The following is a 25,080-nucleotide window of genomic DNA, read 5'->3' on the forward strand; positions in this document are numbered from 1 at the left end:
GACACCTGCCGCCGGAACATTGCCAAACGGAACAGTGGGCAACGCTTACAGCCAAACCTTTGCCGCCTCTGGCGGTACGGCTCCCTACCAATTCACACTCAGCGGAGATCAGCCGTCGGGGGTGACCCTCAACACATCAACCGGCGTTTTCTCCGGCACGCCGACGACAGCCGGAACCTATCGTCCAACTGTGATCGTCACGGACGCAAACAACAGCCAGGCCAGTTTCAGCTTCACCTGGACTGTCGCGCCTGCTGCATCATCGTTCAGCTTTACACCTTCCGCAGGCACTCTGGCGAAAACCGCCATGGCCGGAGAAAATTACAGTGAGACCATTGTCGCGACGGGTGGCGTAGGCACGTTAAGCTACAGTATTGCATCGGGATCTTTGCCTAATGGCCTAACGCTCGATCCTGCTACTGGAAATATCAGCGGGACCGTCGCTCTCAATGCTGAAATCAAAGACTACAGCTTCACCATTCAGGTCCGTGACCAAAACGGGTCAACGGCCACAGCCACCTATACGCTGACGGTAAAGCCACGCGCAATCACCGTTAATGATCAAGTGGTCAACGTCGCGCCAGGCTCAACCCCGAACAATGTCGATCTGACCCGCGATGCAACAGGCGGGCCTTTCACCTCCGCAAATATTGTCGCGGTCGAACCATCGAATGCTGGAACGATTTCAATTGTTCGCGGCGAATTTGCCGCTCTCAGCACCCCGTCAACGCTTGGCTGGTATCTCAAATTTATTCCCAATCCTGCCTATTCAGGTTCGGTGAAGGTGAATTTCAGTCTTACCAGTGCTCTGGGCATCTCAAATACCGGCACGGTGACCTATACGCTCAATTACGACCCGACCAAGGTCGCAAGCGCAATCGATAGCGATGTCCATAATTTCATCCGCAGCCGCCAAAACATGATTTCCTCCACCATTTACGTTCCCAGCCTGCTGGAGCGGCGCCAAATGGAAAATGCGACTCATCCGGTTACTGCGCGTATGATGCCTTCAGACCAAGGCCTGTCGCTCAGCTTCTCCACCAGTCTCGCCCAGATGCAATCTGCCCGCGACAGTGCCGATGGCGCTTCGGGCGGCTATGATTCTTCTTTCAACATATGGATCGATGGCGCTTTATTGGCCCATAAGGATCAGGGAATGGAAAGCGGCAAATGGGGGCGTTTCGGCATGCTCAATCTTGGCGCCGATTATCTGCTAACCGATAAGGCGCTGATCGGCCTGTCATTCCATTATGACTATATGTCAGATCCGACTGACAGCGATTCCTTGCTGACTGGCAATGGCTGGCTGGCTGGGCCTTACACATCTCTTGAAATCGGCAAGGGTGTGTTTTGGAACGCGAGCCTGCGATACGGCGGTTCGAGCAATGATATCAGCACCGACTTCTGGAATGGCAGTTTCGATACGACACGCTGGATGGCCGACACTTCTATTGAAGGACAGTGGGCGCTTGACCATGCCACAACGCTGACCCCGAAATTACGCCTGCTCTATTTCTCGGAAACCGTCAAAACTTACAGCGTCACGAACAGCAGCGGTGACGCCATTGCCATAGACGGCTTCAACGAAAAGCAGTTTCGCGTCAGTCTTGGTGCGGAAATCGCCCGATCCTTCACCCTTGAAAACGGCAGCCGATTAACCCCGAAACTTGGTCTGACGGGTGGCTTCTCCGGTGTGGACGGCTCCGGCGCCTTCGGTCAGGCAACCGCAGGCATTTCGATGCAGACTGCCAATGATTGGGCGGTCAATAGCAATCTTCTCTTCAACCTCGAAGGCAATGGCGATAAATCCTTGGGAGCGAATGTAGGCTTATCCCGAAGATTTTGACCATGCCAGTTTCATGGCTCTTTTATGCTTGAGATGACGGCCTGGGAAGAGTGTTGGCAAACCTGCAGCGAGGTCCGCAATCTCTCGGTTTCCAGTTGAAACCAATGATGATCAAGGGGCGTGTTCCTTATTGTCCAATAGGCGCCATGCAGACATGACAACACTGTTAGAGTATTTCACTGTTTCACGGAAACACTGAGATGCTCTAACTCTTTGTTTTCACGCATTTCCAGATGGAAAACCGCTCTGCACTTTTCTCGAGACAATGCTTTAGCACCTCTCACGCCGCGCAGTGATCACCAACCCCTGAATGGCAAAGGCAAGCCGGACAGGGTGAATATCGATGGCGGTAAAACCGGCATTTTCAAGAGATGCGGCCACCTCGTGCCGATTGAATATGCGGTGGGTTTCCGGCTCACAGAACCGCCAGTTTTCCATCGTGGCACGATCGGTAACATAGAGCACGATGCGGCCAGAGGGTTTGAGCACCCGCAGGCATTCTGTCAGCCCCTTTCCGGCGTCATCGAAGAAATAAAGCACATTGACCAGCAACAGACTATCGAACCATGCCGATGGAAAGGGCAAGGATGTGAAGCTGCCGCATGCAAGATGCAGGCGTCCCTCTTCCACAGCCCTGGCATTTCTTTTCAATGCCATATCGAGCATGGCCTCTGAATGATCCACCCCCCAGATAGCAGCGCTCGGGAAAAGCCTGCACAGTGCAGCCAGCCCCTGGCCCGGGCCAAAGCCCAGTTCCAGCACCCGATTTCCGGGCTGTAGCGAAAGCGCTTTTAGTGCTTGGCGATAGGGCCCTCGGTTGAGCAGCACCATCAAATGACCCGTCAATCGCCCCGCCAGTCCTTTCGGCTGGCGGAGCTGATCTCCGACCCGTCGCCACACACGATGGCTGGAGGCAGCGGTCATGTCTTGTCCTTTATGGTGTTGAGCAAGTGCTGAATCACCAGACGGCGGTTATTGTCCCACAAGGGCCGATCCGGGTTTACCGGAATGGCAAGGGCCGCCGTGAGAACCTGCCGCGCATGGGCATATTCATGCTGACCCACCAGAAAATCCCCGTAAAAATATTCGGCATCCAGATTGTTCGGTGCAATCTGTACTGCCTGCTGCAACAGCGCACGCGCCTTGTTGACGTCACCAAAGCCGATGGGGAAGCCCGGAACCCGATAATAAAGCACCGCAAGACTGGTTGCTGCCCCGGCATCGAGCGCCTTCGGGTCCATCGCGTAGGCTTTTTCCAGCAATGCCTTGGCCTGTTTGGCCAGTCCAAGGGCCGAAAACATGCTGGCCATGGATGCGCGTTCGCTGGTGATGATACCATCCCAGATATAGGCCGCCGGGTCATTCGGATATTTTACCGGCAGCTGATCGGCAATCTGGCCCAGCCGGTTCATGAGCTGTGTCTGTTTCGTGCCTTCCGGCAGGGTAAACTTCAGTTTTTCCCATTCATTGCGCACCTGCAACTCATCGGCATTCAGCGCCGGGGTCGTGGTTTGCGGTGTGGGGGCAGCAGCGAACACAGGGCCAGCGCCAGCGGCAAGGATGAGAATGGCAGCGGCCATGAATGGTTTAATCTTGAGCATTGGAGATCGTTCCGGAAGATTGAGCAGGATGAGCAAAGGTGCGGACAGACGCAGGAGAGGCTGCGGTGGCACGATCGATGAGTTTCGGAGCAAAGGCCTGTATCATCATGAACAGGCGTTCCATTGGGCCGGGATAGAGACTGTCGCGACCTGCCTCCACGCCATTCCAGAGGCGTGTGGCAACGCGGGCCGGATCATCCAGCTTGCTGCCGGTGATCTTGTCGGCGACTGATGCGGCCCCTTGCGTATCGGTTGCGCGCGGTGCAGCATAGGTGACAGCGACACCCTCATGGGCAAGTTCCCGGCGCAGCGCCATGGAAAAGCCCTTGATCGCTGCTTTCGACGCCGAATAGGCGGCAAAATCCGGCAACGGAATTTCTCCCAGCATCGAACCGATATTGACGATGCGCGGCTTGCTTGCCTGCCGCAACAACGGCAAGCATCGCTGGGTCAGCAGAATAGGCGCAATGACATTGGTGGAGAAGAGGTCCACGACTGTGCGCGAGGGTGCCTTGTCCAGACGGCCAGCGGCAATCTGGCCGGCATTGTTGACCAGAATATCGAGGGTTCCCCAGCTTTGCCGCAAGCGGCTGACAAGCGCGTCCACATCCGCATCGCAGGTAATGTCGGCCGGAACGATCTGGTAAATAGCGCCGGGCGCCAGCAACGACATTGTCTCGACAAGAGCATCTTCGCGCCGACCACAAAGACACATCACCGCCCCGCGCCGCGATGCTTCTATGGCGAGCGCCCGCCCGATGCCGGAGCCGGCGCCGGTGATCAGTATTCGCTTGCCCTCAAGCCGCATGACGCAGACCCGCAAGCTTCGCCAGATCCTTAAAGATCGCGCCATAAAGGCGATAGAAAATCTTCGACTGGGCAATGATCAGGTCCTGAACCGCCTTATCGGTAAAACCGTTGATCGTATCGCGGAAGAAAGCGACATGTTCCTGATCGAGCGACCCATGCGAACGCAAATAGGAAAAGCCGGCATCGTCAGAGAGGGAAAACTGCGACTTCAGCACATCGGCCAATGTATCAGCCAGCATAACGGAAAGACCTTCCAGCACATGCACGCTGCCCAGCATGGCATAAGGGCTGATATGCTCTATGGCGTAATAGGCATAGCCCACCATGATGGCGCAGGCCTGCCCCGGCTCGCCCTTCTCAACCGCGTCCGCATTGCCGCCCAGAGCGCGAATGTCATCGAGGATCCATTTTTCATGACCCCGCTCTTCCTCCATATATTCGACCAGCGCATCCTGATAATATTCGTCCCTGGTGCGCGAAGCCGCCAGCGCCAGCAGAGGAAATGTATGTTTTACATGGTGATAGGCTTGTTCGAGAAAGGCGATATAGACCTCACGCGGCGCACCGTGAACCGTTGCCTGGGCAACGAGCGGGATCTGCAGAAAGGCGTTGCGCTCGCTTGCGGTTTCTGCGTTCAGGCGATCGTAGAAGCTCATGGTTTTCTCCATTTCATTGAGGGTTAAAGGGTCGTTCGGATCAGCTGGAAACAGACAGTGTCTCGGCCAGCAAAGCGTCCTGAGGGCGGGAGAGATAGGCGCGAATGCGGCTGCGCACCGGGCGGCCATTGGCGGTGAACAACATGGCTTGCGCTGCCTGTTCCATGGAAATGCGCCGGATGTCCTGCGGCACGGCATAGGCAGGCAGTGTCCGGCAAAGCGTCATGACCAGAGCGCGGATCTCGTCTTCACCGGCTGCGGCAAACCAGTCCCGTCCGAAAGCAGAAGGAATGAGAAGGGCCCGAAGCGCTGGCTCCGCAGGGCCTGTGACCACGGCAAGCGCGATGCGCGGATCGCAGGCCAAAGCGTTTTCCACCCATTCCGGTGAAATGTTGCGCCCAAGCGAGGTAACGATCAGATTGTCCTTGCGGCCATGCACGGTGAGAAAACCATCCGCATCGATGGAGCCCAAATCACCCGTGCGCCAGATGCCATCCATCCGCGGACCGTTGAGATACTGCGTCATCACCGAGGGGCTTTCGACGAGGATTTCCCCATCTTCGATATGAAGGCGAATGCCATCCAGTGGTTTTCCGGCAGTACCGGGTCGCTTCGCCTCGTCCGTGTTCAGGGTGACGACGGAACAGCATTCCGACAACCCATAGCCTTCATAGACCGGCAGGCCCAATTCTTCCGCCATCACCAGACTGTCTGCAGGAACCGCAGCCCCGCCAACAGCGACAAAGCGCAGACTGGCGGGTGCCCTCATCCCCGACACTTTCAACTGGAACACCAGTGTCCGCAACAATTGCGGCACCAGAACAATGGCGCTCGCGTGCTCTGCCAGAATGGCTGACAGAATGCCACTCGTCTGGCCGCGCATAACCTGCCGGGCAATGTCTGTTGCCAGCCGGATGCGAGCACCGCACAGAATGGGCAGAAAGATCGCGCAGATGGTTTCAAGCAGCATTGGCAAGGGCAGAACCGACAGATAGCGGTCATCCGGCCTGCCCTTCGACGCCAATGCCAGTGCACGCACCACCGCTTCCAGCTGTTTTTCGCCGTGGCAGACACCTTTCGGCGTGCCGCTGCTACCGGATGTGTAGATGATCATGCCGAAACCGGGGGTGAATGCCAGCGCCTCGCAGGGCTCTGTCTGGATGACAAGACGATGCAACGGTTTCTCAAGCCGCGCGGCACGCGCTTCATGGGCCGCATCTATGCAAATGGCGTCAAGAGCGGCATCCTGAACGATGGTGGCAAGCTGCTCATCGCTGAAAAAATCCGGCAGAGGCACCAGCGTTATACCGGAAAAGACCGCCGAAAGCTGCGCCACCACATAGTCACAGGAATTGCTGCATAGCAGCCCAAGGCGCGATCCAAGCGCCTTTTGCAGGCGGGCACCATGCGCCAAAGCATGTTTCAAATCGCTCCAGCTCAGATGACAATGATCGTCGCTGAGCACGATTTCATTCGGGCGCAGGCGCGCCTCTTCATTGATACGGTCAAAGAGAAACTGCATGGGCTAATCCTGTCGGTGCGACATTCGGGGAAAAACGGTCTGGATTGGCGAGCGCAAAGACCGCTGGAGCCTCATCGTAATAACTGCCCCAATCCGCCGGATTGGGCACGGCATCACGAAGGGCATCGGCAAGAAAGGTGGGATGAATGCCGATGCGCGATAAAAGCGTGTGCAGACGATGTGTCAGGGTAAAAAACGACCACTCGTAACCAGCCATCTGCCCATAACGGATGATATTGCGGATAAAGCCCGGTGTGAGGCGATGATCGAGGCTGGTGAGCGACGTCACCTCGAAAATGTCAGCGCGGGAAATGGGAAAGCCGAACGTGGCAGAAAGAGTTTCTTCCACCGGGCCGCGTAAATAATATTCCGAAAAGAAGCCGTCGCTGGCAAAGCGCAATCCGGCGACGCAGAGCGGATTTCCCTGGACATCGAACTGAACGGCGAGCCTTTCGGGAAAGCGGCTCAGCCTGGCATTGTAACGCTCTCTGAATATCTTATGCACCAGGTCTTCAGCCAAAACACGACTGGGATCATCCGGTAGCAGGATGGATATGGGCTGCATGTTCCGCCTCTCGTTATCGATGAGGCGCAAGATTTGTTTTCCAGCTTACAGCGAGCTGAATAAATCAAGGCAATTCCACGATTATTTTATGGCAAAATTAAATTCCATGCCGGCATGCATCAAATAAACGTAAAGTATTTTATCATTAATTTTTGATTGCATTGACCGATAGGAAAAAAATATCGCTGTAAACCTTGTTTCAATTCTTCAGAATCAACGTCTCAATTGCCTTGCGCGGCATATTCCGCGCTAACATTTTTTTTCATTAAAGTATGTCGCGGTTTATTGCTCTCACGAGAGCATCGGCCGAAAAGTGGGAACCGGTTTTCGGATAAACCGATGCGGAAACAAAATATGAGAGCATCGTACCTGCCCCGATTTTCGGCACGATGCTCTAAATCTTTGTTTTTACGCATTTCCGGACGGAAAACCGTTTCACACTTTTCTCGGGACAATGCTTTAAAACGATATGTCCATATGAAAAAACAAAGGCTTAAAGCACGTTAACTCAGCTTGATAAGCCGCAACGTGCCTTACAGCATCGTGCCTTTTATCAAGCACACGACGCTGTTGCAGCACGAACGCGCAACTGGTGCAGCGTGGCAGCCGCGCTGCTGACGACGGCATCGATATCGACGCCGATGAGTTGGCCATAGCGCTTGCGAATATGACCGTCGATGATGACTGTATCGACATTGTTCGGCTTGGCGTTCTGGAGCATGAGACAGGTCGGATCTATGTTCCGGGCAGGCATCATATTGATCTCGTCCGTGCGGACCAGAATGATGTCGGCACGCTTTCCGGGGGTCAATGAACCGATCTGGTCTGCAAGTCCGAGAACGTTGGCACCGCCGAGTGTGCCAACGCGAAGCGCATCCTTATAGCCGAACTTCCATTTGATGCCCGCCTGCGCAATCGCAAGCAGGCTTCCGGTCAGGTTCCCCGCTTCAACCTGCTGCATCCTGCCCGAATCCACCAGCATTCTGAGCGCTGCAAACGGGTCGGCCGAGGTCTGGCCGGTGACGTCCACGCTGAAACTGAGATTGTCGAGCGGCACTTCCGCGCAGCTCATCGCATAGACAGGCGGCAAGCCGTTGCCGATCAAAGGATCGGTGCAGGGACAGAACGCAACCTTGACGCCCTTGGCCTTGATAAGCTCGATCGCGTGCGGCTGTATTCCGGGACCATGCGTGAAGATGAACTCGGGCCCGATGAGGTCTGGCGTGGCAAGAAAACCGCCATGATTGGTAATGGGACGAAGCCCCAGTTCGCGGGCCATCGCCACATGCTCTTCAATATGCGCACCCGTTTCATCGAGAAGTGCGCCTAGACCCAACAGGCCGTTACCGTGCGCTTCAGCCCAGTCTCGCGCATTTTTCAGGTCGTCGATATTCGTCGCATGTCCCCCGACCACGCAGGGGTAGCAGAACTTGGCCCTTATGCCGCTATCGACCAAAGCCTGCATCTCGGCCTCAGCGTCCTCGCTGTGACGCACACCATGGGCCCAGTTATTACAGGTTGTAATACCAGCATTGATTGCATCCAGTGCTGCGAAACGCACAGCGGCGTAATGATCTTCGGCCGTGTAATGATGAAGCAGCATATGTGTCCGGAAATAAGCCGTCGCATCATCGACGATGCCGCGCCAGATGCCATTCCACATATGCCAGTGGGTTTCAACGAAGCCCGGCATGACCACCATCTTCGTCGCGTCGATGATCTGCGCATCCGGCGCTTCAATGTTTTGGGCCACAGCGACGATCACGCCATCACGGACATGGACGTCGCCCTTGGGCATTTCCGGTATCGCCGGATCAATGGGCAGGACATGGCCTCCCCGGATCAGCAGTTCGCCAGATCCATGCGCTTCTGGCGCCCGGTTATGATCGTTCATGTGTATGCCTCCCTTTGATCGTCGTATCACAAGTGCCGTCATTTCCAATCAGGTCACTGTTTTTATTGTCTTTTCAGAGAAATTAGAGCCCATTTACCCCTGACAGAACGGACACGGGAAAGCCTTATCCGCGTCGAATGCGCCTGCCGGGATAGCTCTGGAACTGCGGAAAACCTGCTATGCGCGGACAATCAGAGGCAACGCACGCCTGCCAGAGCTGATGAACAACGCCATGCTGTAAAAATGCCCTGCCCATCATCGGGCTTCTGGCTTTTAATCCGATTTGTCGCATTCACTGCGCCACTCCTCCCAAACGGCAATTCCGCCCCGGACCTGGCCTGATCCGGCCATAGGGCAGACAGCACACATTCCGCACCTCCAAATGCAGAAATTGAGCATGATCAATATTATTATTTGCTGGGGCTGGTCAAGCCTTGACGCCAAATTTCCAAAGCGGGCATGAATCGCATAGCCTTGACGGGGCTGGAGCATTCCACTCGTTCACGGAAACAGTGAAAGGCTCTAACTCTTTGTTTTTCCGCAATTGCGGAGGGAAAACCGTTTCACACTTTTCTCGGGATACGGCTCTCATGAAGCACGCTTTGCAGTGTTGTTCACAGGTTCGCTGGCTTATAGATTGTGCGTGTTCGCGTCGTTCCGTCGGCTGGCATCCACAGAAGATGCTGGTACGGTGCATCGGACAAAGGCTTTGTTTTCAAATATCATACAGGAAATGCACAAGTAGGTTTCGCCGGTGAAAAAACAGGGACTGCGGGAAAGAAACAAGGAAGAGAAGCTTCGCAATATAAAAGAAGCCGCCGTAGAACTGTTCATGTCGAAAGGCTATGACGATACGACGACGCGCGAAATTGCCCACAAGGCCGGTGTCGGTCTTGGCACCGTATTTGTGTATGCCGATACGAAGCGAGACCTTCTATTTCTGATCGTCAATGACGAGTTGGAAGCGTGTATCCACAAGGCGGCTGCGGGCATTCGCGCGGATGCATCAGTATTTTCCAATCTCCTTTTCGTGCTGCAAATGCATTTCGAATACTTCCTCATGCGACCGACACTGTCTCGTCCAGCCCTGCGCGAAATGTATTTTTATCAGTCCGGCAAGCAGGCGGACCGTTTCAACCGGACGCGAACGGATCTCAACAATCTCATTCGCGACGTCATCGCCGACGCGATGGAGAAGAAGCTCATCTATTCGCCGGAGACGCCAGAATGCGTCGCGGAGGCGATTTTTGCAGTTTACCAGGTACAGCTCCGCCGCTGGCTTTCCGCTGAAAATCCGTCACTAGACGAAGGCATGGAGGCCCTTGGGCGGCAGATCCGCGTCATCATGTGCGGTCTGGCCCCGCGCCCGGAAGCCTTGCAGTAGCTCATCGACACCCGGCGCATCGGCACGCCAATCCAAAAAATGATCATGCTCAGGATTGACAATCGGGTTCCCAGTGATGAATATTGATCATGCTCAATTTTAGTTCGCCTCTGGAGTGGCGGCCTGAAAGAGCGCTCACTTGGCCGAACCCGGTCGTGGTTCGCGTCGCGTCGAGCATGGGAGGAAAAATTGTTGAATTTCCATCGGTTTTCCGGTCGTCTGGCCGCGATTTTCTGCGCCCCGGGCGCAGCTCAGGCTGGGGCGACCACGAGCGCCGCTTCGTTCTCCTTGCCGGGTGTTCACCACGGGCAGGCGTGGCCTCAACTCTTTATTGAACGCGCTCACGCCCCCTTCGAGGTCTGTGTTTCCCTGCTGTGCCGTGACCACGTTCCAGCTTTCGCACCGAGGATGTTTGCTCGATGAACGGTCAGAAAGACATATCGACGCAGCCCATGTCAGGCTCCGCCCGAACCGCCCCTGTGGCCATCACGGTCGCACCGAATGGCGGTCGCAAGACCAAGGCCGACCATCCGTCCCTGCCAATGAACGCTGGCGAACTGGCAGAATGCGCCGAGGCCTGTCTTTCGGCATCGGCCAGCATGATCCATCTGCATGTCCGCGACGATCAGGGCAGGCATGTTCTGGACGTGGATCTTTACCGGGCCGCGATCGACGCCATTCGCGACCGCGTCGGCGATCGGATGGTGGTCCAGATCACGACAGAAGCTTTGGGCGTCTACACCCCGGAAGAACAGGTCGCGCTGGTCCGCGCCCTGCGTCCGGAAGCAGTGTCATTGGCGCTGCGCGAACTGGCGCCCGGCCCCAAGCATGAGCGTGAGTTTGAGAGCCTGCTGAGATGGATGCGCAAGGAGCGGATTTTCCCGCAGATCATCCTCTACGATCGCCAGGATCAGGAAAGGCTGTCGGCGCTTCTCGAACGTGGCGTCATCCCGGCCGACGACATTGATGTGCTCTATGTCCTTGGCCGTTACACAGCAGCCCAGCAGTCGGAACCGGCAGATCTCCTGCCATTCCTGATGCCGGGCAACCATCGCTTCACAAGCTGGAGCACCTGCGCCTTCGGCGTTCAGGAAGCCGCTTGCGTCACAGCATCCGCCCTTCTCGGCGGCCATATCCGCATCGGTTTTGAAAACAACATGCATCTGCCGGACGGGACTATTGCCAGTTCCAATGCCGCACTGATCCAGCCGGTCGCCCGGAGCCTGCAAGCGCTGGGCCTCAAGCTCGCGACCGCCGATACCCTACGGGAAAGACTGACGGCCATCTGGTGAATACCGGCTGACCAAAATCCAGAGACTATGGAGTTTATCGTGACACAACAGGCCACTACCGGGGAGCTTTCCGGCCCCCGCTCGCTGGAAAACGCACAGGAATGGATGCGCGACCGGCTCAAAAAGCGGATCCATCCGCTCGGGCTGACCAACCCGGAAGCAACGCTTCGCACCATCGATGGGCTGAAGGGCCTCGACGGCGAAAACTGGGCAGATGCCTGGATCACCACCGGCAACGGCTATCTCGAGCAGGGCAAGGCGCTGGAAGCAGCCGGCGATCTCGCGGCGGCACGCGATGCCTATTATCAGGCTTACGGGTTCTATTTCCTCGGGCGCTTCCCTTGCCCCAACCATCCGGCCAAGGAAGAGAGCTATCGGCTCGGACTCGCGGCTTATGCGAAGTTCGGCGCGCTGGCCTCTCCGCCGATCGTCCCGGTGACGATCCCTTTCGAGGCGGACAAGGCTCTGCAGCCCGAAATCCGCTTCTACTTCCGCAAGCCCGAAAACGTCGCCCGCCCGCCGGTCGTCATTATGTGGGGTGGCGTCGACGCGTGGAAGGAGGAGATGACGGAGCTTTCCGACACGCTGGTTGCCGCAGGCATTGCCACGATTGCCATGGACAATGTCGGGACCGGACAGTCACCGCTGAAAGCGCGCGCCGATGGTGAGGCGCAGTTCCTGCCCGTCATCGAATGGGTCCGGGCGCATGCCGAACTGGATGGCACGCGGATCGGCCTTATCGGGCGGTCATTCGGCGGCCACTGGGCCACCAAGCTTGCCCATCTGATGCCAGAGAAGCTGCGTTGCGCCGTTAACTGGGGCGGCGGGGTGCACTACATGTTCCAGCGCGACTGGGTCGAACAATCCCGCTACCCGGACAGCTATCTCATGGAACTGGTGGAAACCCGCAGCCGCATGCTCGGCGCTTCCAACGATGCCGAATATATCGAAGGCTTCCGCGTCCTGTCGCTGCTCGATCAGGGCCTGCTGTCGCGGCCCTGCGCGCCCCTCCTGCTCGTCAACGGCAAGGAGGACAAGCAATGCCCCATCGCTGACATCCATCTGCTGCTCGAACATGGCAGCCCGAAGACAGTCAGGCTTTTCCCCGGCGGACACATGGGCTTCGGACCGCACACAGTCCCCACGATCGTCGCCTGGGTTGCGGATCAACTGGACGTTAGAGCAGTTCCAGGAAAAGTGTGAAACGGTTTTCCGTCCGGAATTGCGTAAAAACAAAGAGTTAGAGCATTTCACTGTTTCCGTGAAACAGTGAAATGCTCTAGGAAAGGAAAACACCCATGAGCAACTGGCGGCACATGATGCCAACGACAGAGGCCTATCTTCTGGACAAGGTCCTCTACGAACTCCACCACAAGCCCGATGACCTTGCAGCCTACAACCAGGACAAGGCTGCTTATCTCGCCCGCTACAAGCTGACGGCGGACATGGCGCACAAGATCAGCAGCAATGACGTGGCGGCGCTCTACGAAGCAGGCGTAAACCCCTATCTGCTGCGCGCCCATTGCATCGGCGTGCGCATCCCCGAGGACGTATCGCTTGCCGCACTCCGCAGCCTCATGAAAGAAGGAGATGACAAATGGCTGAACTAACCGGCATCTACACGGCAAGCCACACGCCCGTCATGCTGAACTTTCCCGACCGCATCCCGTCCGATCTGCGCAACGAGATCTTCGGCGCCTATGAGGCCATGGGGCGCGATTTCGAAAGCGGCAAGCCCGATGCGCTGGTCGTCCTGTCGAACGACCACCTTCACAATTTCTTCCTCGATAATTTCCCCGCACTCTGCATTGGCGTGGGCGAACAGTATGAAAGCCCGATCGAACACTGGCTCAAGGCCAAGCGGCGCATTTTCACCGGCGATCAAGCGTTTGGCGCCTATCTCCTGCAGGAAGCCCTGAAGGCGGAGTTCGACCCGTCCTTCTCCATGGAAATGGTGCTCGACCACGGCGCGCTGACGCCGCTGGAGCTTGCCGGGCTCGATCCCGACCTGCCAATCGTGCCGATCCTGTTCAACTGCGTACAGCCGCCAATGCCAACCATGCGCCGCTGCTACAATTTCGGCAAATTCCTCGGCCGCGCCATCCGCAACTACAAGGGCGTCGAGCGGGTCGCGATTCTGGCGACCGGCGGCATCAGCCATGACATCGCCACCCCGCGCATGGGCATGGTCAACCGCGACTTCGATTCCAGGCTTCTGGAACTGATGGAAGCCGGCGACCACGATGAGGTCATCCGATACGCGACTGACTTCGTCCACACCGCCGGCAATGGTGCGGAAGAAATCCGCATGTGGATGGCGGCCATGGGCGCGGCCGACGGCCTTCCCTTCCAGCGCACCTATTATCGCGCCGTCAACGACTGGTACACGGGCATTGGCATCGGACGTTTCGAACAGTCCGCCGGAACGAACGCCGGGGGCCACCATGCAGGCTGAACGCAAGGCTCTGGTGATCGGCGGCGGTATCGCCGGCATGTCTGCCGCCATTGCGCTTCGGCAGGCGGGTCTGTCCGTCGATGTCTGCGACCGCGATCCGCACTGGAAGGTCTACGGCGCAGGCATCACCATCACCGGGCCGACGCTTCGTGCCATGGGCCGTCTCGGGGTTCTGGATGAGGTCCTGCGCCAGGGCTATGCGGCGGACGGGATCGACGTCTGCTCCACCGACGGACGCAAACTCATGACCATCGACACCCGCAGCGATGCGCTTGGAGGCATTCCAAGCGCCGGCGGCATCCTGCGCCCGACGCTGCACAGCATCATTTCGGCCCGCCTGCTGACGCTCGGGCCGACGATGATGCTCGGTGTCACGGTTGAAACACTGGAAAATGAAGCCGATCACGTGAACATCGTCTTCAGCACGGGTAAAAGCGCGCGTTACGATCTGGTCGTCGGTGCGGATGGCATCTATTCGCGAACCCGACAGCAGCTCTTTCCCGATGCGCCCCGTCCGCATTATGCCGGTCAGTATTGCTGGCGCCTGATGATGCCGCGCCACCCCGATATCCTGCGCCGCACATTCTTTCTGGGCGGACAAGGCAAGGTCGGCCTCAACCCGGTTTCGCCAGACAGCATGTACATGTTCTATGTGGAAGCGCAGGCAGAGCCCATCTGGCGTGACGAAACAAAGCAACATCTTCTGCTCTCGGAGCTGTTGTCCCCCTATGGCGGCGTTCTGAAAGACGTTCGTAACAAGCTGACCGCATCCTCGCAGATCGTCTGTCGCCCTCTGGAAACGGTCTTTGTTGGCGAAGACTGGACGAAGGGGCGCACCGTCCTGATCGGCGATGCCGCCCATGCCACCACGCCGCAACTGGCCTCCGGCGCGGGCATGGGGATTGAAGACGGTCTTGTTCTTGGCGAGGAAATTGGCCGGAACGTCGATATTGCCGCAGGCCTCAGCGCCTTCATGGCGCGTCGCTACGACCGTTGCAAACTCGTCGTCGATTCTTCACTCGAAATCAGCCGCCTTGAACGCGAGCAGGCGCCGCCAGCCGCCCAGACAGCCGTGGTTGAAAGGGCGCTTGCGACGCTCAATGAGGAGTTCTGAGAAACATGTTCCTGACCATCAACAATTGCAATCTGCATGTTTGCGTCCATGGCGACGAAACCCGTCCTGCGCTCATCCTTCTCCACTCGCTCGGCGCCTGCGCCGACCTGTGGCAGGAACAGGTCAAAGCGCTTTCCCGCGATTACTTTGTCGTCTGCCCGGACTTCAGGGGCCATGGCCTCAGTGAGCTTTCGCAGGTGCCGCTGACCATCGATATCCTGGCGCAGGATGTCATCGACATCGCATCGGCGCTGGAATTGCCCGCCTTCCATCTCGCCGGAGTGTCCATCGGCGGCATGGTTGCACAATCTGTGGCGGGCACCCATCCGGAACGGGTTAAAACACTCACGGTCTTCGATTCCAGCATCGTCTCGCTCAATCCGCGCATGTGGCAGGAGCGCGCCGCAAAAATCCGGGCTGACGGTCTGGCGTCCATAGCGGAGGGCGTTTACGCACGCTGGATCACACCAGGCCAGCACAACACGTCCGGTGGCCGCGGACTTGCCACCATGCTGGCGCGTGCCTCCTCGGAGGGCTATGCCGCCGGCTGCGACGCTCTGGCCATTGCCGATTGCCGCCCGAAAGCAGCCAGGATCACCATGCCCGCGATCGTCGCTGTCGGCGAATTCGACGAGGCGACACCACCGGCGGCTGCAAAAGTGCTGGCAGACGCAATCGGGACGGAGCTGACGATCATCGAGGGCGCCGCACATATTCCCATGCTGGAACAGGCGCAAGCGGTCACGCACATTCTCATGCGCATGATGGCGCGCGCGCAATAAGCGGGTTTCGGTGGGGACGGCGCAAGAGGAGGCGCCACATCCCACCGGAATGCGCAGGGTGCATGGGCGGGAAAAAAGGGAAGAAATTTACGTTCAACCGGACTTTCTTGGAGGAGAGGAAATGTCAACGAATGAAAAATGGTCAAGCCGTGTTGCCTTATCGGTCACGCATGTGGCGGGAATGATCGACCTGATGGCCTTGCCAGTATGGGTCGGCACACTGATATCCGCCTATAAATTCGATCCGCAGCAGGCCGGGAGCCTGGTGACCCTCTTCCTCGCGGGAGCGGTCGCGGCCAGTCTGTCGCTGGCCCCGCGGTTCAATCGCCTCAACGGGCGCCTGGTTGCGACCGCTGGCTTTGCCTGTGCTGCAATTTCGCTCGCTATTGCCTCCCTCTCGACCGGCTATGCAATCATGGCCACCTGTCATCTTCTTGCCGGCTTCTGCGCCGGTTCGGCCCTGTCGATGACGCATGGAACGATTGGACGAAGTGTCAATCCCCACCGGCTGTTTGCCATCGTCGGCACGGCGCTCGGCATGTTCGCCATCGTCTTTCTTGGCGCGGCACCCAAGTTCATTGCCGCTCATGGCGGTGCATCCATGTTTGAGATCTTCACCACGCTGATGCTTGTCGCGGCCGTGGTCGCCCTTGCAGCGTTTCCCAAGCCATCAAACGATGGCGCGAAACGGACAACAGGCGTGCCGGAGAAACTGGGCCTGCCCGTCTGGGCAGGCATCCTCGGCGTCAGCATGATGGCCGTCAATCAGTCCATGGTCTTCGGCTTCTTCCAGCAGATCGGCACGGATCGCGGCTTCGGGCTTGATGCCATCACCAGCGTTTTCATCGTACTCGGCTTCATAAACCTGATTCCGGCGCCGTTGGCGGCCATTCTTGAAAACCACGTCAGGGCGGAAAAGGTTGTTTTGATCGGCCCGGTGGTTCAGGCGACGCTGGCGCTCATCATCATCTTCAGTTCCACCTTCGCGCCTTATGCAGCAGCCGGTGCAGTCTATGTGGCCGTGATGATCTTCTCGCATACCTATGCCTTCGGTCTCTTGTCCAAGCTGGACACGTCAGGCCGGGCCGTTGCGGCAACACCCGCCATGCTCATGACCGGTGCTGCTATTGGGCCTATCCTCGCAGGCACGCTCATCAAGTATTTCGGCTATCATGCGATAGGCTATGCAATCTGCTTCTTTGCTCTCGGCGCCATCGCGCTCTTCTCTCAGGCGCGCCGGAACGAGGTTGCGCTGCAACCTTTGCTGAAATGAGCTGACGAAACGCATTGGGAACGGGGCGCCAATCCACTGATTCTTCCTGGCGCCCAGATTCTCTTTATGACCGGCAAGGCCCATCCCCTTTCGCGAAGCGCTAGAGTATTTCACTGTTTCACGGAAACATTGAAATGCTCTAACTCTTTATTTTCCGCATTTCCGGACGGAAAACCGTTTCACACTTTTCTCGGGACACTGCTCTAATACGCTCTGCTGCATCATTCCTCACGTGGAATCGATCTCAAGAATTATGCAGAAAATTGAAGGTGTTACAGAATTTTATCTGCGTTTGATAAAGCGCAGATAAAATGCTGCCGGCAAGACATGATAGACCCGATTGCCAAAAAAGTTTGTGCGCCACCATCCAGGGGACGGAGGCGCACGACTAGCTTAGATAATCGGCCGAAACGTGGGAACCGGTTTTCGGCCGATGCGGAAACAAAATCTGAGAGCATCGTGCCTGCCCCGATTTTCGCCACGATGCTCTAGCGTTTCTCGGCAAGTACGAAATCGTGCTTCACATCCCAGAATTCGCCCTCAAAACCATAAGTTTGCGCCCTTGCCGGATCGTTCGTTTTATCGAATTTCGCCAGCAGGCTTTCCTTGACGCCGAAAACGGCATCCGAATTGATATACGGATCATCGGGGTCAAAGATATGCGTTGTCAGGGTTTCGAAGCCATCGGCCTTGATGATGTAGTGCAGATGCGCGGGGCGATACGGGTGACGGCCAAGCGCGCGCAGCAATTGGCCGACGGGGCCGTCATTGGGGATCGGATAGAATTTCGGCTTCACGGCCCGGAACCAGTAGCGGCCGTCCGCACCCGTCGTGAACATGCCGCGCAGGTTGAAGTCGGGCTGCAGGCCCTTCTGCTGGACATCGTAGAAGCCTTCGTCATTGGCCTGCCAGACATCGATGACCGCCCCTTCGATCGGCTTGCCCTTCGTGTCGAGGATGCGGCCTTCGATGTACATGTCCTCGCCCTTCTGGTCGAGGCAGATATTGGCGCCCATCTCCATCATGGGCGCGCCGTCGACGTGGAACGGACCGAGCACAGTTGATTCCGATGCGCCCGAAGGCTTGCGGTTGTTGATTGCATCGACCAGCATCGAAACGCCAAGAATGTCGGAAAACAGGATATATTCCTGTCGCCATTCGTTGCAGATCTGGCCTGTTCTGGTCAGAAACATGATCGCCTCGAACCATTCCTCCTGGGTCGGCTCAAGCTCCTTCACCGCCTCATGCAGCTTTCGGGTTATGACGTCCATCACCTGCCTGAGACGCGGGTTTTCTGCATTTGCATTTCGCCCCGTCACGACCTCGACAGAGTTCTCTTCAGAGAAAAAGCCTTTCTCATGCGCTTCCATCGTCGTCTCCTTATCTGGACAAAACAGTCTTCAACACACGGCGCAGTTCGGTAGCCGGGTCGGCCACACCATGTGCCGAGCGCCATGCGACATGGTGGTCGGGGCGCACCAGAAGCGCGCCGCTATCGGAAATTTCGTTGATCCGCGCCCAGTCGCCGGTGAAATCCTGCCACGGACGGCGGGGGCCGATGATATGAACGTTAATGTCGAGACCAAATTCCACGCCGACCGCCGCAGCCGCCTTGGCCCAGTCGGCGCCGCCCGGCCCGGTGAGCAGGCTGAACTTGCCGTGACCGCAAAGATCGAGCGTAGAAACCTTGCCGCCGGCGTCAGAGAAGAGCCAGGCATGGGGAATGCGCGCGCCCGGCCAGCTTGTCTGCTGGAAATGCAGGTCCGCATCCTCAGTGAAGGCAGGCTCGGGCTGACCGTCGGTTTCAACGGCGTTCGACTTGTAGCGCTGGTTCATTTCCACGCCATGGGCGTCGAATTCATAGACCTTGTTGGCGATGGCCTCGCGGATGGCGTTGCGCTGCGCCTCGGCTTCCGGCGTCGTGCCGCAACGGGCATCCATGTTTTCCTGCATCTTCACCGGATCGACGGAATCCAGCAGACCGAGCGACTTGAAGATCGGGCCGAATTCGTCGATCGACTTGTTGGCGCGGGTGACGATCTGGCGCGCGACCGGCGCACGTTCGGCGCTGTAACTGTCAAGCAATCCCATGCCGGCCTCGCCCTTGACGACCATGGCCACCTTCCAGGCCAGGTTGAAGGCATCCTGGATCGAGGTGTTGGAACCGAGACCGTTTGACGGCGGATGACGATGCGCGGCATCGCCCATGATGAAGACGCGGTCCTTCTGCAGATGGGTGGCGAACATGTTGTTCACCGTCCAGGTGCTGGTCGAGGTGATTTCAATCGGGATATCCGGATCGCCGATCAGGTCGCGTGCGACCTTGGTGGCGAAGGCATCATCAACCTGCGGCGCGGGCTGGTTAATGTCATAGCCCCAGTTGATCAGCCATTCGTTCCACGGACGCACCATGCGCACCAGGCCCATGCCGATACCGCCGACATCGGCGCCGGGCTGCATGACCCAGTAGAGAACGGATGGACGGTGCGCGACATATTTGGTGAGGTCCGCCTTGAAGACGATGTTCATGGACCCCGCCACGCCCATCTTGCCCTCGAAGGGAAGGCCGGCATGTTCGGCAACCTTGGAGTTGCTGCCATCAGCACCGATCAGGAACTTCGACTGCACCGTGAATTCGGCACCTGTCAACCGATCACGGCAGATGGTGGTCACGCCATTGGCATCCTGCACATGCGAGACATATTCCGTTGACATGCGCGGCTGTGTGCCCCGGGAACAGGCGGTCTTGAGCAGGATTGGCTCGAAATAGGTCTGTGGAAGGTCGTTCATCAGGCTCGGTGACGACAGGAGATGCTCAGCCTTGGATTTCGGATGCGTGCCCCAGCTGTACATGCGGCCGATTTCCTCGCCGGCGATCGACGTGCAGAATACGTTGTTGCCGAGATATTCCTGCGCCGTCGCATAAAGATAGGCCTCCTGCTCAACCTCGAGGCCCAGATCGCGGATGACTTCCATCGTGCGCTGGTTGGTAATGTGTGCGCGCGGCGTGTTGGCGAGCCAGCGGTAGCGGTTGATCGCCATGTTCTCAATGCCGTAGCTCGACAGCAGCGCCGCCATTGCGCCACCAGCGGGCCCCATGCCGACAATCAGAACGTCAGTTGAATAATTAGCCATTAAAACCTCCCTTACGAGTATCGTGAAGACTATGTTCCGAACCATTCAGGACGAGCCTGCGACGGATCGGGAAAAGCTGGATGCCGGTGCGGGCCGAAAATAGCCCCCACAGCCCGGCGGGCGCGAAGATCATGGTGGCGATGCCGATGAAGCCCAGAATGAGAAGATAGATCGAGCCGAAATCGGAAAGTGTCTTTTGCAGCACAAAGAAGACGATCATCCCGACAATCGGCCCTTCAATCGTACCGATACCGCCGATGATCACAATGAACAGCACATAAGCCGTCCAGTCCGCGACGGAAAAGGCCGCATCCGGCGAAATTCGCGCCTTCTGCAGATAGATCAGCGCGCCGGTAATGCCGGTCACGAAGGCCGTCGTCAGGTAGACGAAAACCTTCATGCGCTTTGCATTGACGCCGAGGGCGCGGGCCGCCGTTTCATTGTCACGCACGGCGGCAAGGCCGAGACCCTGGCGGGTGCGCAGGATGCGATAGAAGAGAAGCACGGTCGCGACAGCCAGAACCAGCGCGCACCAATAAGCAATCGCGTCACTCGCCTGCGGCGTCTTCATGTCGAACATCGACTTCAGAAAGTCGATGCCGAACATGGCCTTGCGCGCTTCGCCGGGAAGCGAGGTTCCTGTACCGCCACCCAATGCCTTCCATTGCGCAACGACGAGACGGACAGCTTCCGCGATCACCCAGGTGCCAACCCCGAAATAGGCCCCTTGCAGGCGGAAGGAAAAGAAGCCTGAAGGAATGGCCAGCAGGACGGCAAAGAACCCTGCCAAGAGCGTTGCCACCAGCGGATCAATCCCGAGAAGGATCACCATACCGAACATGGAATAGGCACCCAAACCGACGAAGGCCTGCTGCCCGATGGACAGAAGTCCCGCATAGCCGGCCAGCAGGTTCCAGTTCTGGGCGAGGACGAGCATGGTCAGAATGAAAAACAGATCCTGCACGATGGCGCGAGAGACAAGGAAGGGCGCGGCGGCAGCCACGACGACCACGAGGATTGCGGCGACACCAAAAATGGCCGAGGCGCGGGTGCCCGTCTTCATTGTCCAGGTCTGAGCGATTGCACTCATGACATCACCTCAATCGACTGCGCGTGGGAAGAAGCCGCGTGGCTTGAAGGCAAGCACGGCCAGGAAGGCAATGTGACCAGCCAGAATCTGCCATTCTGGATTGATGGTCGCGCCAATCGTTTGGGCAACGCCCAGCACGATACCACCGGCGAGCGTACCCCAGAGCGAACCGAGCCCGCCGATGATCACAGCCTCGAATGCGTAGATGAGGCGTGAGGGGCCAGCGGAAGGATCAAAATTGGCGCGGGTTCCGAGATAAAGTGCGGCAACCGTCACGACCACCATGGCCAGGCCCGTCGCGGTCGCGAAGATGCGCTGCGGGCGAATGCCCATCAGGCCGGCCGTCACCGGATCGTCGGAAGTTGCCCGGAAGGCCCGGCCAATCGGCGCACGATAGATCAGCGTGTTGAGGCCGATGATGACGACAATTGCCGAGAGGAAGGTCAGAAGCGGCATGACGCCGATATTGACCGCGCCGAGCGGAATGGTCGCAGCCTCGAGCGAACCCAGCGGCACGCGGCGGCTATCGGCGGCGAAGCCCTCCAGCAAGCCGTTCTGAATGATGATCGACAGCCCGAACGTCACCAGCAGCGGCGGCAGGATATCCTTGCCCAGCGTCCGGTTGAGCAGAAAATATTGCAGCAGCCAGCCCACGGCGAACATCAGCGGTGCAGCAATGAGCGCCGAAACGAACGGGTTGAGCCCGAACATCGAGGTGATCGTGAGGATCACGAAGGCGGCGAAGATGATCAGGTCACCATGGGCGAGGTTCACCAGCCGCATGATGCCGAATACGATGCTGAGCCCCGCGGCAAAGAGCGCGTAGAGCCCGCCCAGCAGGATGCCCTGGACTAGCGTATCAATGATGTTCATGGACGCCCGCTCCAAAATAGGCCGCGTGGATCGCCTCACGCGAGACCTCTGCCGACCGGCCAGACAATGTGATGCGGCCTTCCATCATGCAGTAGACACGGTCTGCGACCTTCAGCGCATGGCCGATATCCTGCTCGACGATGACGATGGAGGCGCCCGACGCCTTGATCTGCGGAAAGGCCGCGTAGATATCCTTGATGACCACAGGCGCGAGCCCGAGGCTGATTTCGTCGCACAGCAGAACCTTCGGATTGGACATGAGCGCACGCCCGATGGCCACCATCTGCTGCTGGCCGCCGGAAAGCGCTGTGCCCGGCGAATGGCGGCGTTCCTTCAACACCGGAAAGAGATCAAAGATGCGGGCGAGGTTCCACGCCCCGCTGCCTTTCGTGCCATAGGCCCCGATCAGCAGGTTCTCCTCGACGGTCAGCGAGGGGAAAAGCTTGCGGCCTTCCGGCACCATGGCGATGCCGCGCATGACAATATCAGGCGAGGCGAGCGCGCCGATCGGCTGCCCCTCGAACAGGATCTGTTCAGGCGCGCTGGCGAGCACGCCGGAAATCGCCCGCATCAGCGTGGTCTTGCCCGCGCCGTTCGCGCCGATCACGGCCACGGTCTCACCGGCTTCCAGCGTGATGTCGATGCCGAAAAGCGCCTGGAAGTCGCCGTATCGTGCCGTGAGCGCATGTGTCTGAAGCAGCGTCATCACACCTCCATCCCCAAATAGATTTCGCGCACTTCCTGCGAATTCATCATGTCCTGCGGCGCGCCGAGACCGAGAACGCGGCCGAAATGCAGGACAAGCAGGCGGTCGACGACCGAATTGAGAGCATGCAGAACATGCTCGATCCAGATGACGGTGACCCCGCGGCGGTGGATGGCGCGAATGGTTTCCACAAGCACCGCACATTCCCCCTCGGTCAGCCCGCCGGCAATTTCGTCGAGCAGCAGAAGCTTCGGCCTGGTGGCCAGCGCGCGGGCCAGTTCCAGCCGCTTGCGCTGCAAGAGCGTCAGGCTGCCAGCGGGCTTGTTGGCGTCGGCAAGCAGGCCAGTCTCTTCGAGAATGTCAGCGCATTCGCAAGCGACCTCGCCTTCGCCTCTCTGCTGGCCAAACGCGCCAGCCACCAAGAGATTCTCGAAGACGGTGAGCTTCTCGAAGGGTTGCGGAATCTGAAATGTCCTGCCGATCCCGGAAAGACAGCGCTGCATCGGGCTCATACGGGTGACGTCCTCGCCCAAAAAGCGGATCGTACCCCTGTCGGTGCCGATTGTGCCCGTGATCAGGTTGAAAAGCGTGGATTTGCCAGCACCATTCGGACCAATAATGCCGAGTGCCTCCCCTTCACGAACTGAAAAAGTGATGCCATCGGCCACCGTCAGTGCCCCGAAGGACTTGGAAATCCCGTCAAGTTGCAGAAATGTCATCGTCCGCTCCCAAGGAAAAGCCAGGCCAGCGGCAAACCGCTGGCCTGCACTGGACCATCAGCTCAGCGCTTCCATCTTGCCGCCAAGCGGAACTTCGGGCGCTGTCGCGTTTTCGACGACGACGAGTTCGTAGGAACCGCCATCCTTGAGACGCCACTGGCCGCCGACAAGCGGGGTCTTGGCGATGTTCTTCTGTGCAAAGGGCGGCAGCTTGTCGCTGCCCCAGGCAATCGGGCCAACCAGCGTATTGAGCCTGGACTTGCCGATTTCGGCGGCAACCGCATCGGCATCGGTCGGATCCTCTGCACGCTTCATGACATCGACGGCCAGCTCAAAGAGCGCATGAGCAAACCCGATGGGTTGCGTCCATGGGCGATTGGTCACCTTGGTGAATTCTGCGGCGACCTCCGCGGCGGACTGGCCCGTCAGCGAGGACTTGTACGGATGCGTCGGTGTCCACCAGACTTCCGTGGAGAGATTATGGCCGCCCTTGCCGAGCGCTTCCACGGCCTGCGGGAACAGCATGGCCTTGCCGATCGATGCGATCTTCGGCTTCAGGCCTTGCTGCCTGGCCTGGTTCCAGAACGTCGTCAGATCCGGCGGGATCATCACGCCCGTCAGAATTTCGCAATTGGCATTCTTGAAGGCGGCAATCTGCGCGGAAAAATCGTCCGTCATGTTCTGGTAGCGGCCCGGATCGGTCAGCGTGAAGCCCTTTTCCTTGAGGACCGGCGGGAAACCAACATTCGGATCGCCCCAGGCATTACCGTCGCCGTCATTGGGGAAGAGCCCGCCAACCTGCTTGTTGGTCTCGATCTGCGACCACATGCCGGTATAGACGGCGATGACGTCTTCAAGGCCCCAGAAGAAATGATAGGCGAAGTTGAAGGATTTCCAGCTCTTTGGATCACCGGGATTGCCCTGCTGACCGATAAACCATGGCTGCCACGGCGCGACCGTCGAGATGCAGGGCACTTCCTCATTCTCGCAGGTGGTGGAAACCGGATTGGTAGTCTCCGGCGTCGAGGCGACCAGCATCAGGTCGATCTTGTCATTGACGATCAGGTCCTTGGCGACTTCCGCCGCGCGGTTCGGATTGGACTGGCTGTCCTTGACAATAACGTCGAACTTGCCGCCGAAGGATTTCAGGAAACTATCGATGACAAACTTGTCAGCCTCGCCGAAACCCGCCAGCGGCCCGGTCTGCGGGCTGACATAGCCCAGCTTGATCTTTCCACCCTTTGCGAGAGCCGGCATTGCCAGCCCTGCAGTGCCAGCCACGGCACCGGCGGCCGCGGTGGTCTTCAGAAAATCGCGTCTCGTAAACATGCATCTCACTCCCTGCTGCATGATTTGAGTGTCT

23 protein-coding genes are annotated in these 25,080 nt (G+C 58.2%); 9 read left to right on the forward strand and 14 right to left on the reverse strand.

Going from position 1 to position 25,080, the window contains the following annotated elements; translation table 11 throughout:
* Window positions 1–1,846, forward strand: a 1,846-nt coding sequence (locus tag NAC44_RS15850) for a putative Ig domain-containing protein (protein WP_250942344.1), incomplete at its 5' end; no start/stop codon positions are given.
* A 270-nt stretch (window positions 1,847–2,116) separates the two neighbouring features.
* On the opposite strand, the gene NAC44_RS15855 is transcribed toward NAC44_RS15850, so the two are convergent.
* From NAC44_RS15855 to NAC44_RS15885, 7 genes are all read right to left on the reverse strand, one after another.
* On the reverse strand, window positions 2,117–2,770 hold the full coding sequence (locus NAC44_RS15855; RefSeq protein ID WP_250942346.1) for a class I SAM-dependent methyltransferase: 654 nt from the start codon (window positions 2,768–2,770) through the stop codon (window positions 2,117–2,119).
* Window positions 2,767–3,426, reverse strand: a complete 660-nt coding sequence (locus NAC44_RS15860; protein WP_250942348.1) for a tetratricopeptide repeat protein — start codon at window positions 3,424–3,426, stop codon at window positions 2,767–2,769. The genes NAC44_RS15855 and NAC44_RS15860 overlap by 4 nt, the downstream gene beginning before the upstream one ends.
* 7 nt (window positions 3,427–3,433) lie before the next feature.
* Window positions 3,434–4,255 (reverse strand): SDR family NAD(P)-dependent oxidoreductase, encoded by an 822-nt coding sequence (locus tag NAC44_RS15865; RefSeq protein WP_250942351.1) that lies wholly within the window; start codon window positions 4,253–4,255, stop codon window positions 3,434–3,436.
* Window positions 4,245–4,913: an iron-containing redox enzyme family protein gene (locus tag NAC44_RS15870; protein ID WP_250942353.1), complete on the reverse strand. Its 669-nt coding sequence runs from the start codon at window positions 4,911–4,913 to the stop codon at window positions 4,245–4,247. Before NAC44_RS15870 ends, NAC44_RS15865 begins: the two co-directional genes overlap by 11 nt.
* A 40-nt stretch (window positions 4,914–4,953) precedes the next feature.
* The gene (locus tag NAC44_RS15875) at window positions 4,954–6,435 is read right to left on the reverse strand and encodes an AMP-binding protein (RefSeq protein ID WP_250942355.1); all 1,482 of its coding nucleotides are present in this window, start codon (window positions 6,433–6,435) and stop codon (window positions 4,954–4,956) included.
* Window positions 6,419–7,000 (reverse strand): thermostable hemolysin, encoded by a 582-nt coding sequence (locus NAC44_RS15880; protein WP_250942357.1) that lies wholly within the window; start codon window positions 6,998–7,000, stop codon window positions 6,419–6,421. The genes NAC44_RS15875 and NAC44_RS15880 overlap by 17 nt, the downstream gene beginning before the upstream one ends.
* Before the next feature lie 553 nt (window positions 7,001–7,553).
* Complete coding sequence (locus tag NAC44_RS15885) at window positions 7,554–8,798, reverse strand: amidohydrolase family protein (protein WP_250942359.1); 1,245 nt, start codon at window positions 8,796–8,798, stop codon at window positions 7,554–7,556.
* Between the two features lie 850 nt (window positions 8,799–9,648).
* Between NAC44_RS15885 and NAC44_RS15890 the strand changes: the two genes are divergently transcribed.
* The 8 genes from NAC44_RS15890 (at window position 9,649) to NAC44_RS15925 (ending at window position 17,194) form a co-directional block, all read left to right on the forward strand.
* A complete protein-coding gene (locus NAC44_RS15890) occupies window positions 9,649–10,278 on the forward strand; it encodes a TetR/AcrR family transcriptional regulator (protein ID WP_250942361.1) in 630 nt (209 codons plus the stop codon).
* Window positions 10,279–10,697: 419 nt separating this feature from the next.
* Entirely contained in the window at window positions 10,698–11,570 is an 873-nt protein-coding gene (locus NAC44_RS15895) for a beta-keto acid cleavage family enzyme (RefSeq protein WP_250942363.1), read from the forward strand.
* Between the two features lie 39 nt (window positions 11,571–11,609).
* Complete coding sequence (locus NAC44_RS15900) at window positions 11,610–12,773, forward strand: alpha/beta hydrolase family protein (protein WP_250942365.1); 1,164 nt, start codon at window positions 11,610–11,612, stop codon at window positions 12,771–12,773.
* Between the two features lie 113 nt (window positions 12,774–12,886).
* The gene (locus NAC44_RS15905; protein ID WP_250942367.1) at window positions 12,887–13,180 is read left to right on the forward strand and encodes a subunit of meta cleavage enzyme; all 294 of its coding nucleotides are present in this window, start codon (window positions 12,887–12,889) and stop codon (window positions 13,178–13,180) included.
* Window positions 13,168–14,025, forward strand: a complete 858-nt coding sequence (locus NAC44_RS15910) for a DODA-type extradiol aromatic ring-opening family dioxygenase (protein WP_250942369.1) — start codon at window positions 13,168–13,170, stop codon at window positions 14,023–14,025. Before NAC44_RS15905 ends, NAC44_RS15910 begins: the two co-directional genes overlap by 13 nt.
* Entirely contained in the window at window positions 14,015–15,139 is a 1,125-nt protein-coding gene (locus NAC44_RS15915) for an FAD-dependent monooxygenase (protein WP_250942370.1), read from the forward strand. The genes NAC44_RS15910 and NAC44_RS15915 overlap by 11 nt, the downstream gene beginning before the upstream one ends.
* 5 nt (window positions 15,140–15,144) lie before the next feature.
* The gene (locus NAC44_RS15920) at window positions 15,145–15,921 is read left to right on the forward strand and encodes an alpha/beta fold hydrolase (protein WP_250942371.1); all 777 of its coding nucleotides are present in this window, start codon (window positions 15,145–15,147) and stop codon (window positions 15,919–15,921) included.
* Window positions 15,922–16,042: 121 nt separating this feature from the next.
* Window positions 16,043–17,194 carry an MFS transporter gene (locus NAC44_RS15925; RefSeq protein WP_250942373.1) on the forward strand — a complete coding sequence of 384 codons (1,152 nt, stop codon included), beginning with the start codon at window positions 16,043–16,045 and terminating at the stop codon, window positions 17,192–17,194.
* 488 nt (window positions 17,195–17,682) lie between these two features.
* Here NAC44_RS15925 and NAC44_RS15930 read toward each other — a convergent pair whose 3' ends face one another.
* Genes NAC44_RS15930 through NAC44_RS15960 form a run of 7 tightly spaced genes read right to left on the reverse strand, consistent with a single transcriptional unit; the run spans window position 17,683 to window position 25,046 of the window.
* Window positions 17,683–18,564, reverse strand: a complete 882-nt coding sequence (locus NAC44_RS15930) for an intradiol ring-cleavage dioxygenase (RefSeq protein WP_250942375.1) — start codon at window positions 18,562–18,564, stop codon at window positions 17,683–17,685.
* Window positions 18,565–18,574: 10 nt separating this feature from the next.
* Window positions 18,575–20,329 (reverse strand): FAD-dependent oxidoreductase, encoded by a 1,755-nt coding sequence (locus NAC44_RS15935; RefSeq protein WP_250942377.1) that lies wholly within the window; start codon window positions 20,327–20,329, stop codon window positions 18,575–18,577.
* Window positions 20,322–21,419 carry a branched-chain amino acid ABC transporter permease gene (locus tag NAC44_RS15940; protein WP_250942379.1) on the reverse strand — a complete coding sequence of 366 codons (1,098 nt, stop codon included), beginning with the start codon at window positions 21,417–21,419 and terminating at the stop codon, window positions 20,322–20,324. Before NAC44_RS15940 ends, NAC44_RS15935 begins: the two co-directional genes overlap by 8 nt.
* 9 nt (window positions 21,420–21,428) lie before the next feature.
* A complete protein-coding gene (locus tag NAC44_RS15945; protein ID WP_250942381.1) occupies window positions 21,429–22,292 on the reverse strand; it encodes a branched-chain amino acid ABC transporter permease in 864 nt (287 codons plus the stop codon).
* Complete coding sequence (locus NAC44_RS15950; RefSeq protein ID WP_250942383.1) at window positions 22,279–22,998, reverse strand: ABC transporter ATP-binding protein; 720 nt, start codon at window positions 22,996–22,998, stop codon at window positions 22,279–22,281. Before NAC44_RS15950 ends, NAC44_RS15945 begins: the two co-directional genes overlap by 14 nt.
* Entirely contained in the window at window positions 22,998–23,717 is a 720-nt protein-coding gene (locus tag NAC44_RS15955; protein ID WP_250942385.1) for an ABC transporter ATP-binding protein, read from the reverse strand. Before NAC44_RS15955 ends, NAC44_RS15950 begins: the two co-directional genes overlap by 1 nt.
* 57 nt (window positions 23,718–23,774) lie before the next feature.
* Window positions 23,775–25,046 carry an ABC transporter substrate-binding protein gene (locus tag NAC44_RS15960; protein ID WP_250942387.1) on the reverse strand — a complete coding sequence of 424 codons (1,272 nt, stop codon included), beginning with the start codon at window positions 25,044–25,046 and terminating at the stop codon, window positions 23,775–23,777.
* Between the last annotated feature and the right edge of the window lie 34 nt (window positions 25,047–25,080).

The organism is Allorhizobium sonneratiae, assembly GCF_023700755.1.
Taxonomy (GTDB): Bacteria; Pseudomonadota; Alphaproteobacteria; order Rhizobiales; family Rhizobiaceae; genus Allorhizobium; species Allorhizobium sonneratiae.

Bases quoted from the DNA above. Each gene is read 5' to 3' on its own strand.
- NAC44_RS15855 (WP_250942346.1), bottom strand. From the start codon at position 2,770: ATGACCGCTGCCTCCAGCCATCGTGTGTGGCGACGGGTCGGAGATCAG.
- NAC44_RS15860 (WP_250942348.1), bottom strand. From the start codon at position 3,426: ATGGCCGCTGCCATTCTCATCCTTGCCGCTGGCGCTGGCCCTGTGTTC.
- NAC44_RS15865 (WP_250942351.1), bottom strand. From the start codon at position 4,255: ATGCGGCTTGAGGGCAAGCGAATACTGATCACCGGCGCCGGCTCCGGC.
- NAC44_RS15870 (WP_250942353.1), bottom strand. From the start codon at position 4,913: ATGAGCTTCTACGATCGCCTGAACGCAGAAACCGCAAGCGAGCGCAAC.
- NAC44_RS15875 (WP_250942355.1), bottom strand. From the start codon at position 6,435: ATGCAGTTTCTCTTTGACCGTATCAATGAAGAGGCGCGCCTGCGCCCG.
- NAC44_RS15880 (WP_250942357.1), bottom strand. From the start codon at position 7,000: ATGCAGCCCATATCCATCCTGCTACCGGATGATCCCAGTCGTGTTTTG.
- NAC44_RS15885 (WP_250942359.1), bottom strand. From the start codon at position 8,798: ATGCCCAAGGGCGACGTCCATGTCCGTGATGGCGTGATCGTCGCTGTG.
- NAC44_RS15895 (WP_250942363.1), top strand. From the start codon at position 10,698: ATGAACGGTCAGAAAGACATATCGACGCAGCCCATGTCAGGCTCCGCC.
- NAC44_RS15905 (WP_250942367.1), top strand. From the start codon at position 12,887: ATGATGCCAACGACAGAGGCCTATCTTCTGGACAAGGTCCTCTACGAA.
- NAC44_RS15910 (WP_250942369.1), top strand. From the start codon at position 13,168: ATGGCTGAACTAACCGGCATCTACACGGCAAGCCACACGCCCGTCATG.
- NAC44_RS15915 (WP_250942370.1), top strand. From the start codon at position 14,015: ATGCAGGCTGAACGCAAGGCTCTGGTGATCGGCGGCGGTATCGCCGGC.
- NAC44_RS15920 (WP_250942371.1), top strand. From the start codon at position 15,145: ATGTTCCTGACCATCAACAATTGCAATCTGCATGTTTGCGTCCATGGC.
- NAC44_RS15925 (WP_250942373.1), top strand. From the start codon at position 16,043: ATGTCAACGAATGAAAAATGGTCAAGCCGTGTTGCCTTATCGGTCACG.
- NAC44_RS15930 (WP_250942375.1), bottom strand. From the start codon at position 18,564: ATGGAAGCGCATGAGAAAGGCTTTTTCTCTGAAGAGAACTCTGTCGAG.
- NAC44_RS15935 (WP_250942377.1), bottom strand. From the start codon at position 20,329: ATGGCTAATTATTCAACTGACGTTCTGATTGTCGGCATGGGGCCCGCT.
- NAC44_RS15940 (WP_250942379.1), bottom strand. From the start codon at position 21,419: ATGAGTGCAATCGCTCAGACCTGGACAATGAAGACGGGCACCCGCGCC.
- NAC44_RS15945 (WP_250942381.1), bottom strand. From the start codon at position 22,292: ATGAACATCATTGATACGCTAGTCCAGGGCATCCTGCTGGGCGGGCTC.
- NAC44_RS15950 (WP_250942383.1), bottom strand. From the start codon at position 22,998: ATGACGCTGCTTCAGACACATGCGCTCACGGCACGATACGGCGACTTC.
- NAC44_RS15955 (WP_250942385.1), bottom strand. From the start codon at position 23,717: ATGACATTTCTGCAACTTGACGGGATTTCCAAGTCCTTCGGGGCACTG.
- NAC44_RS15960 (WP_250942387.1), bottom strand. From the start codon at position 25,046: ATGTTTACGAGACGCGATTTTCTGAAGACCACCGCGGCCGCCGGTGCC.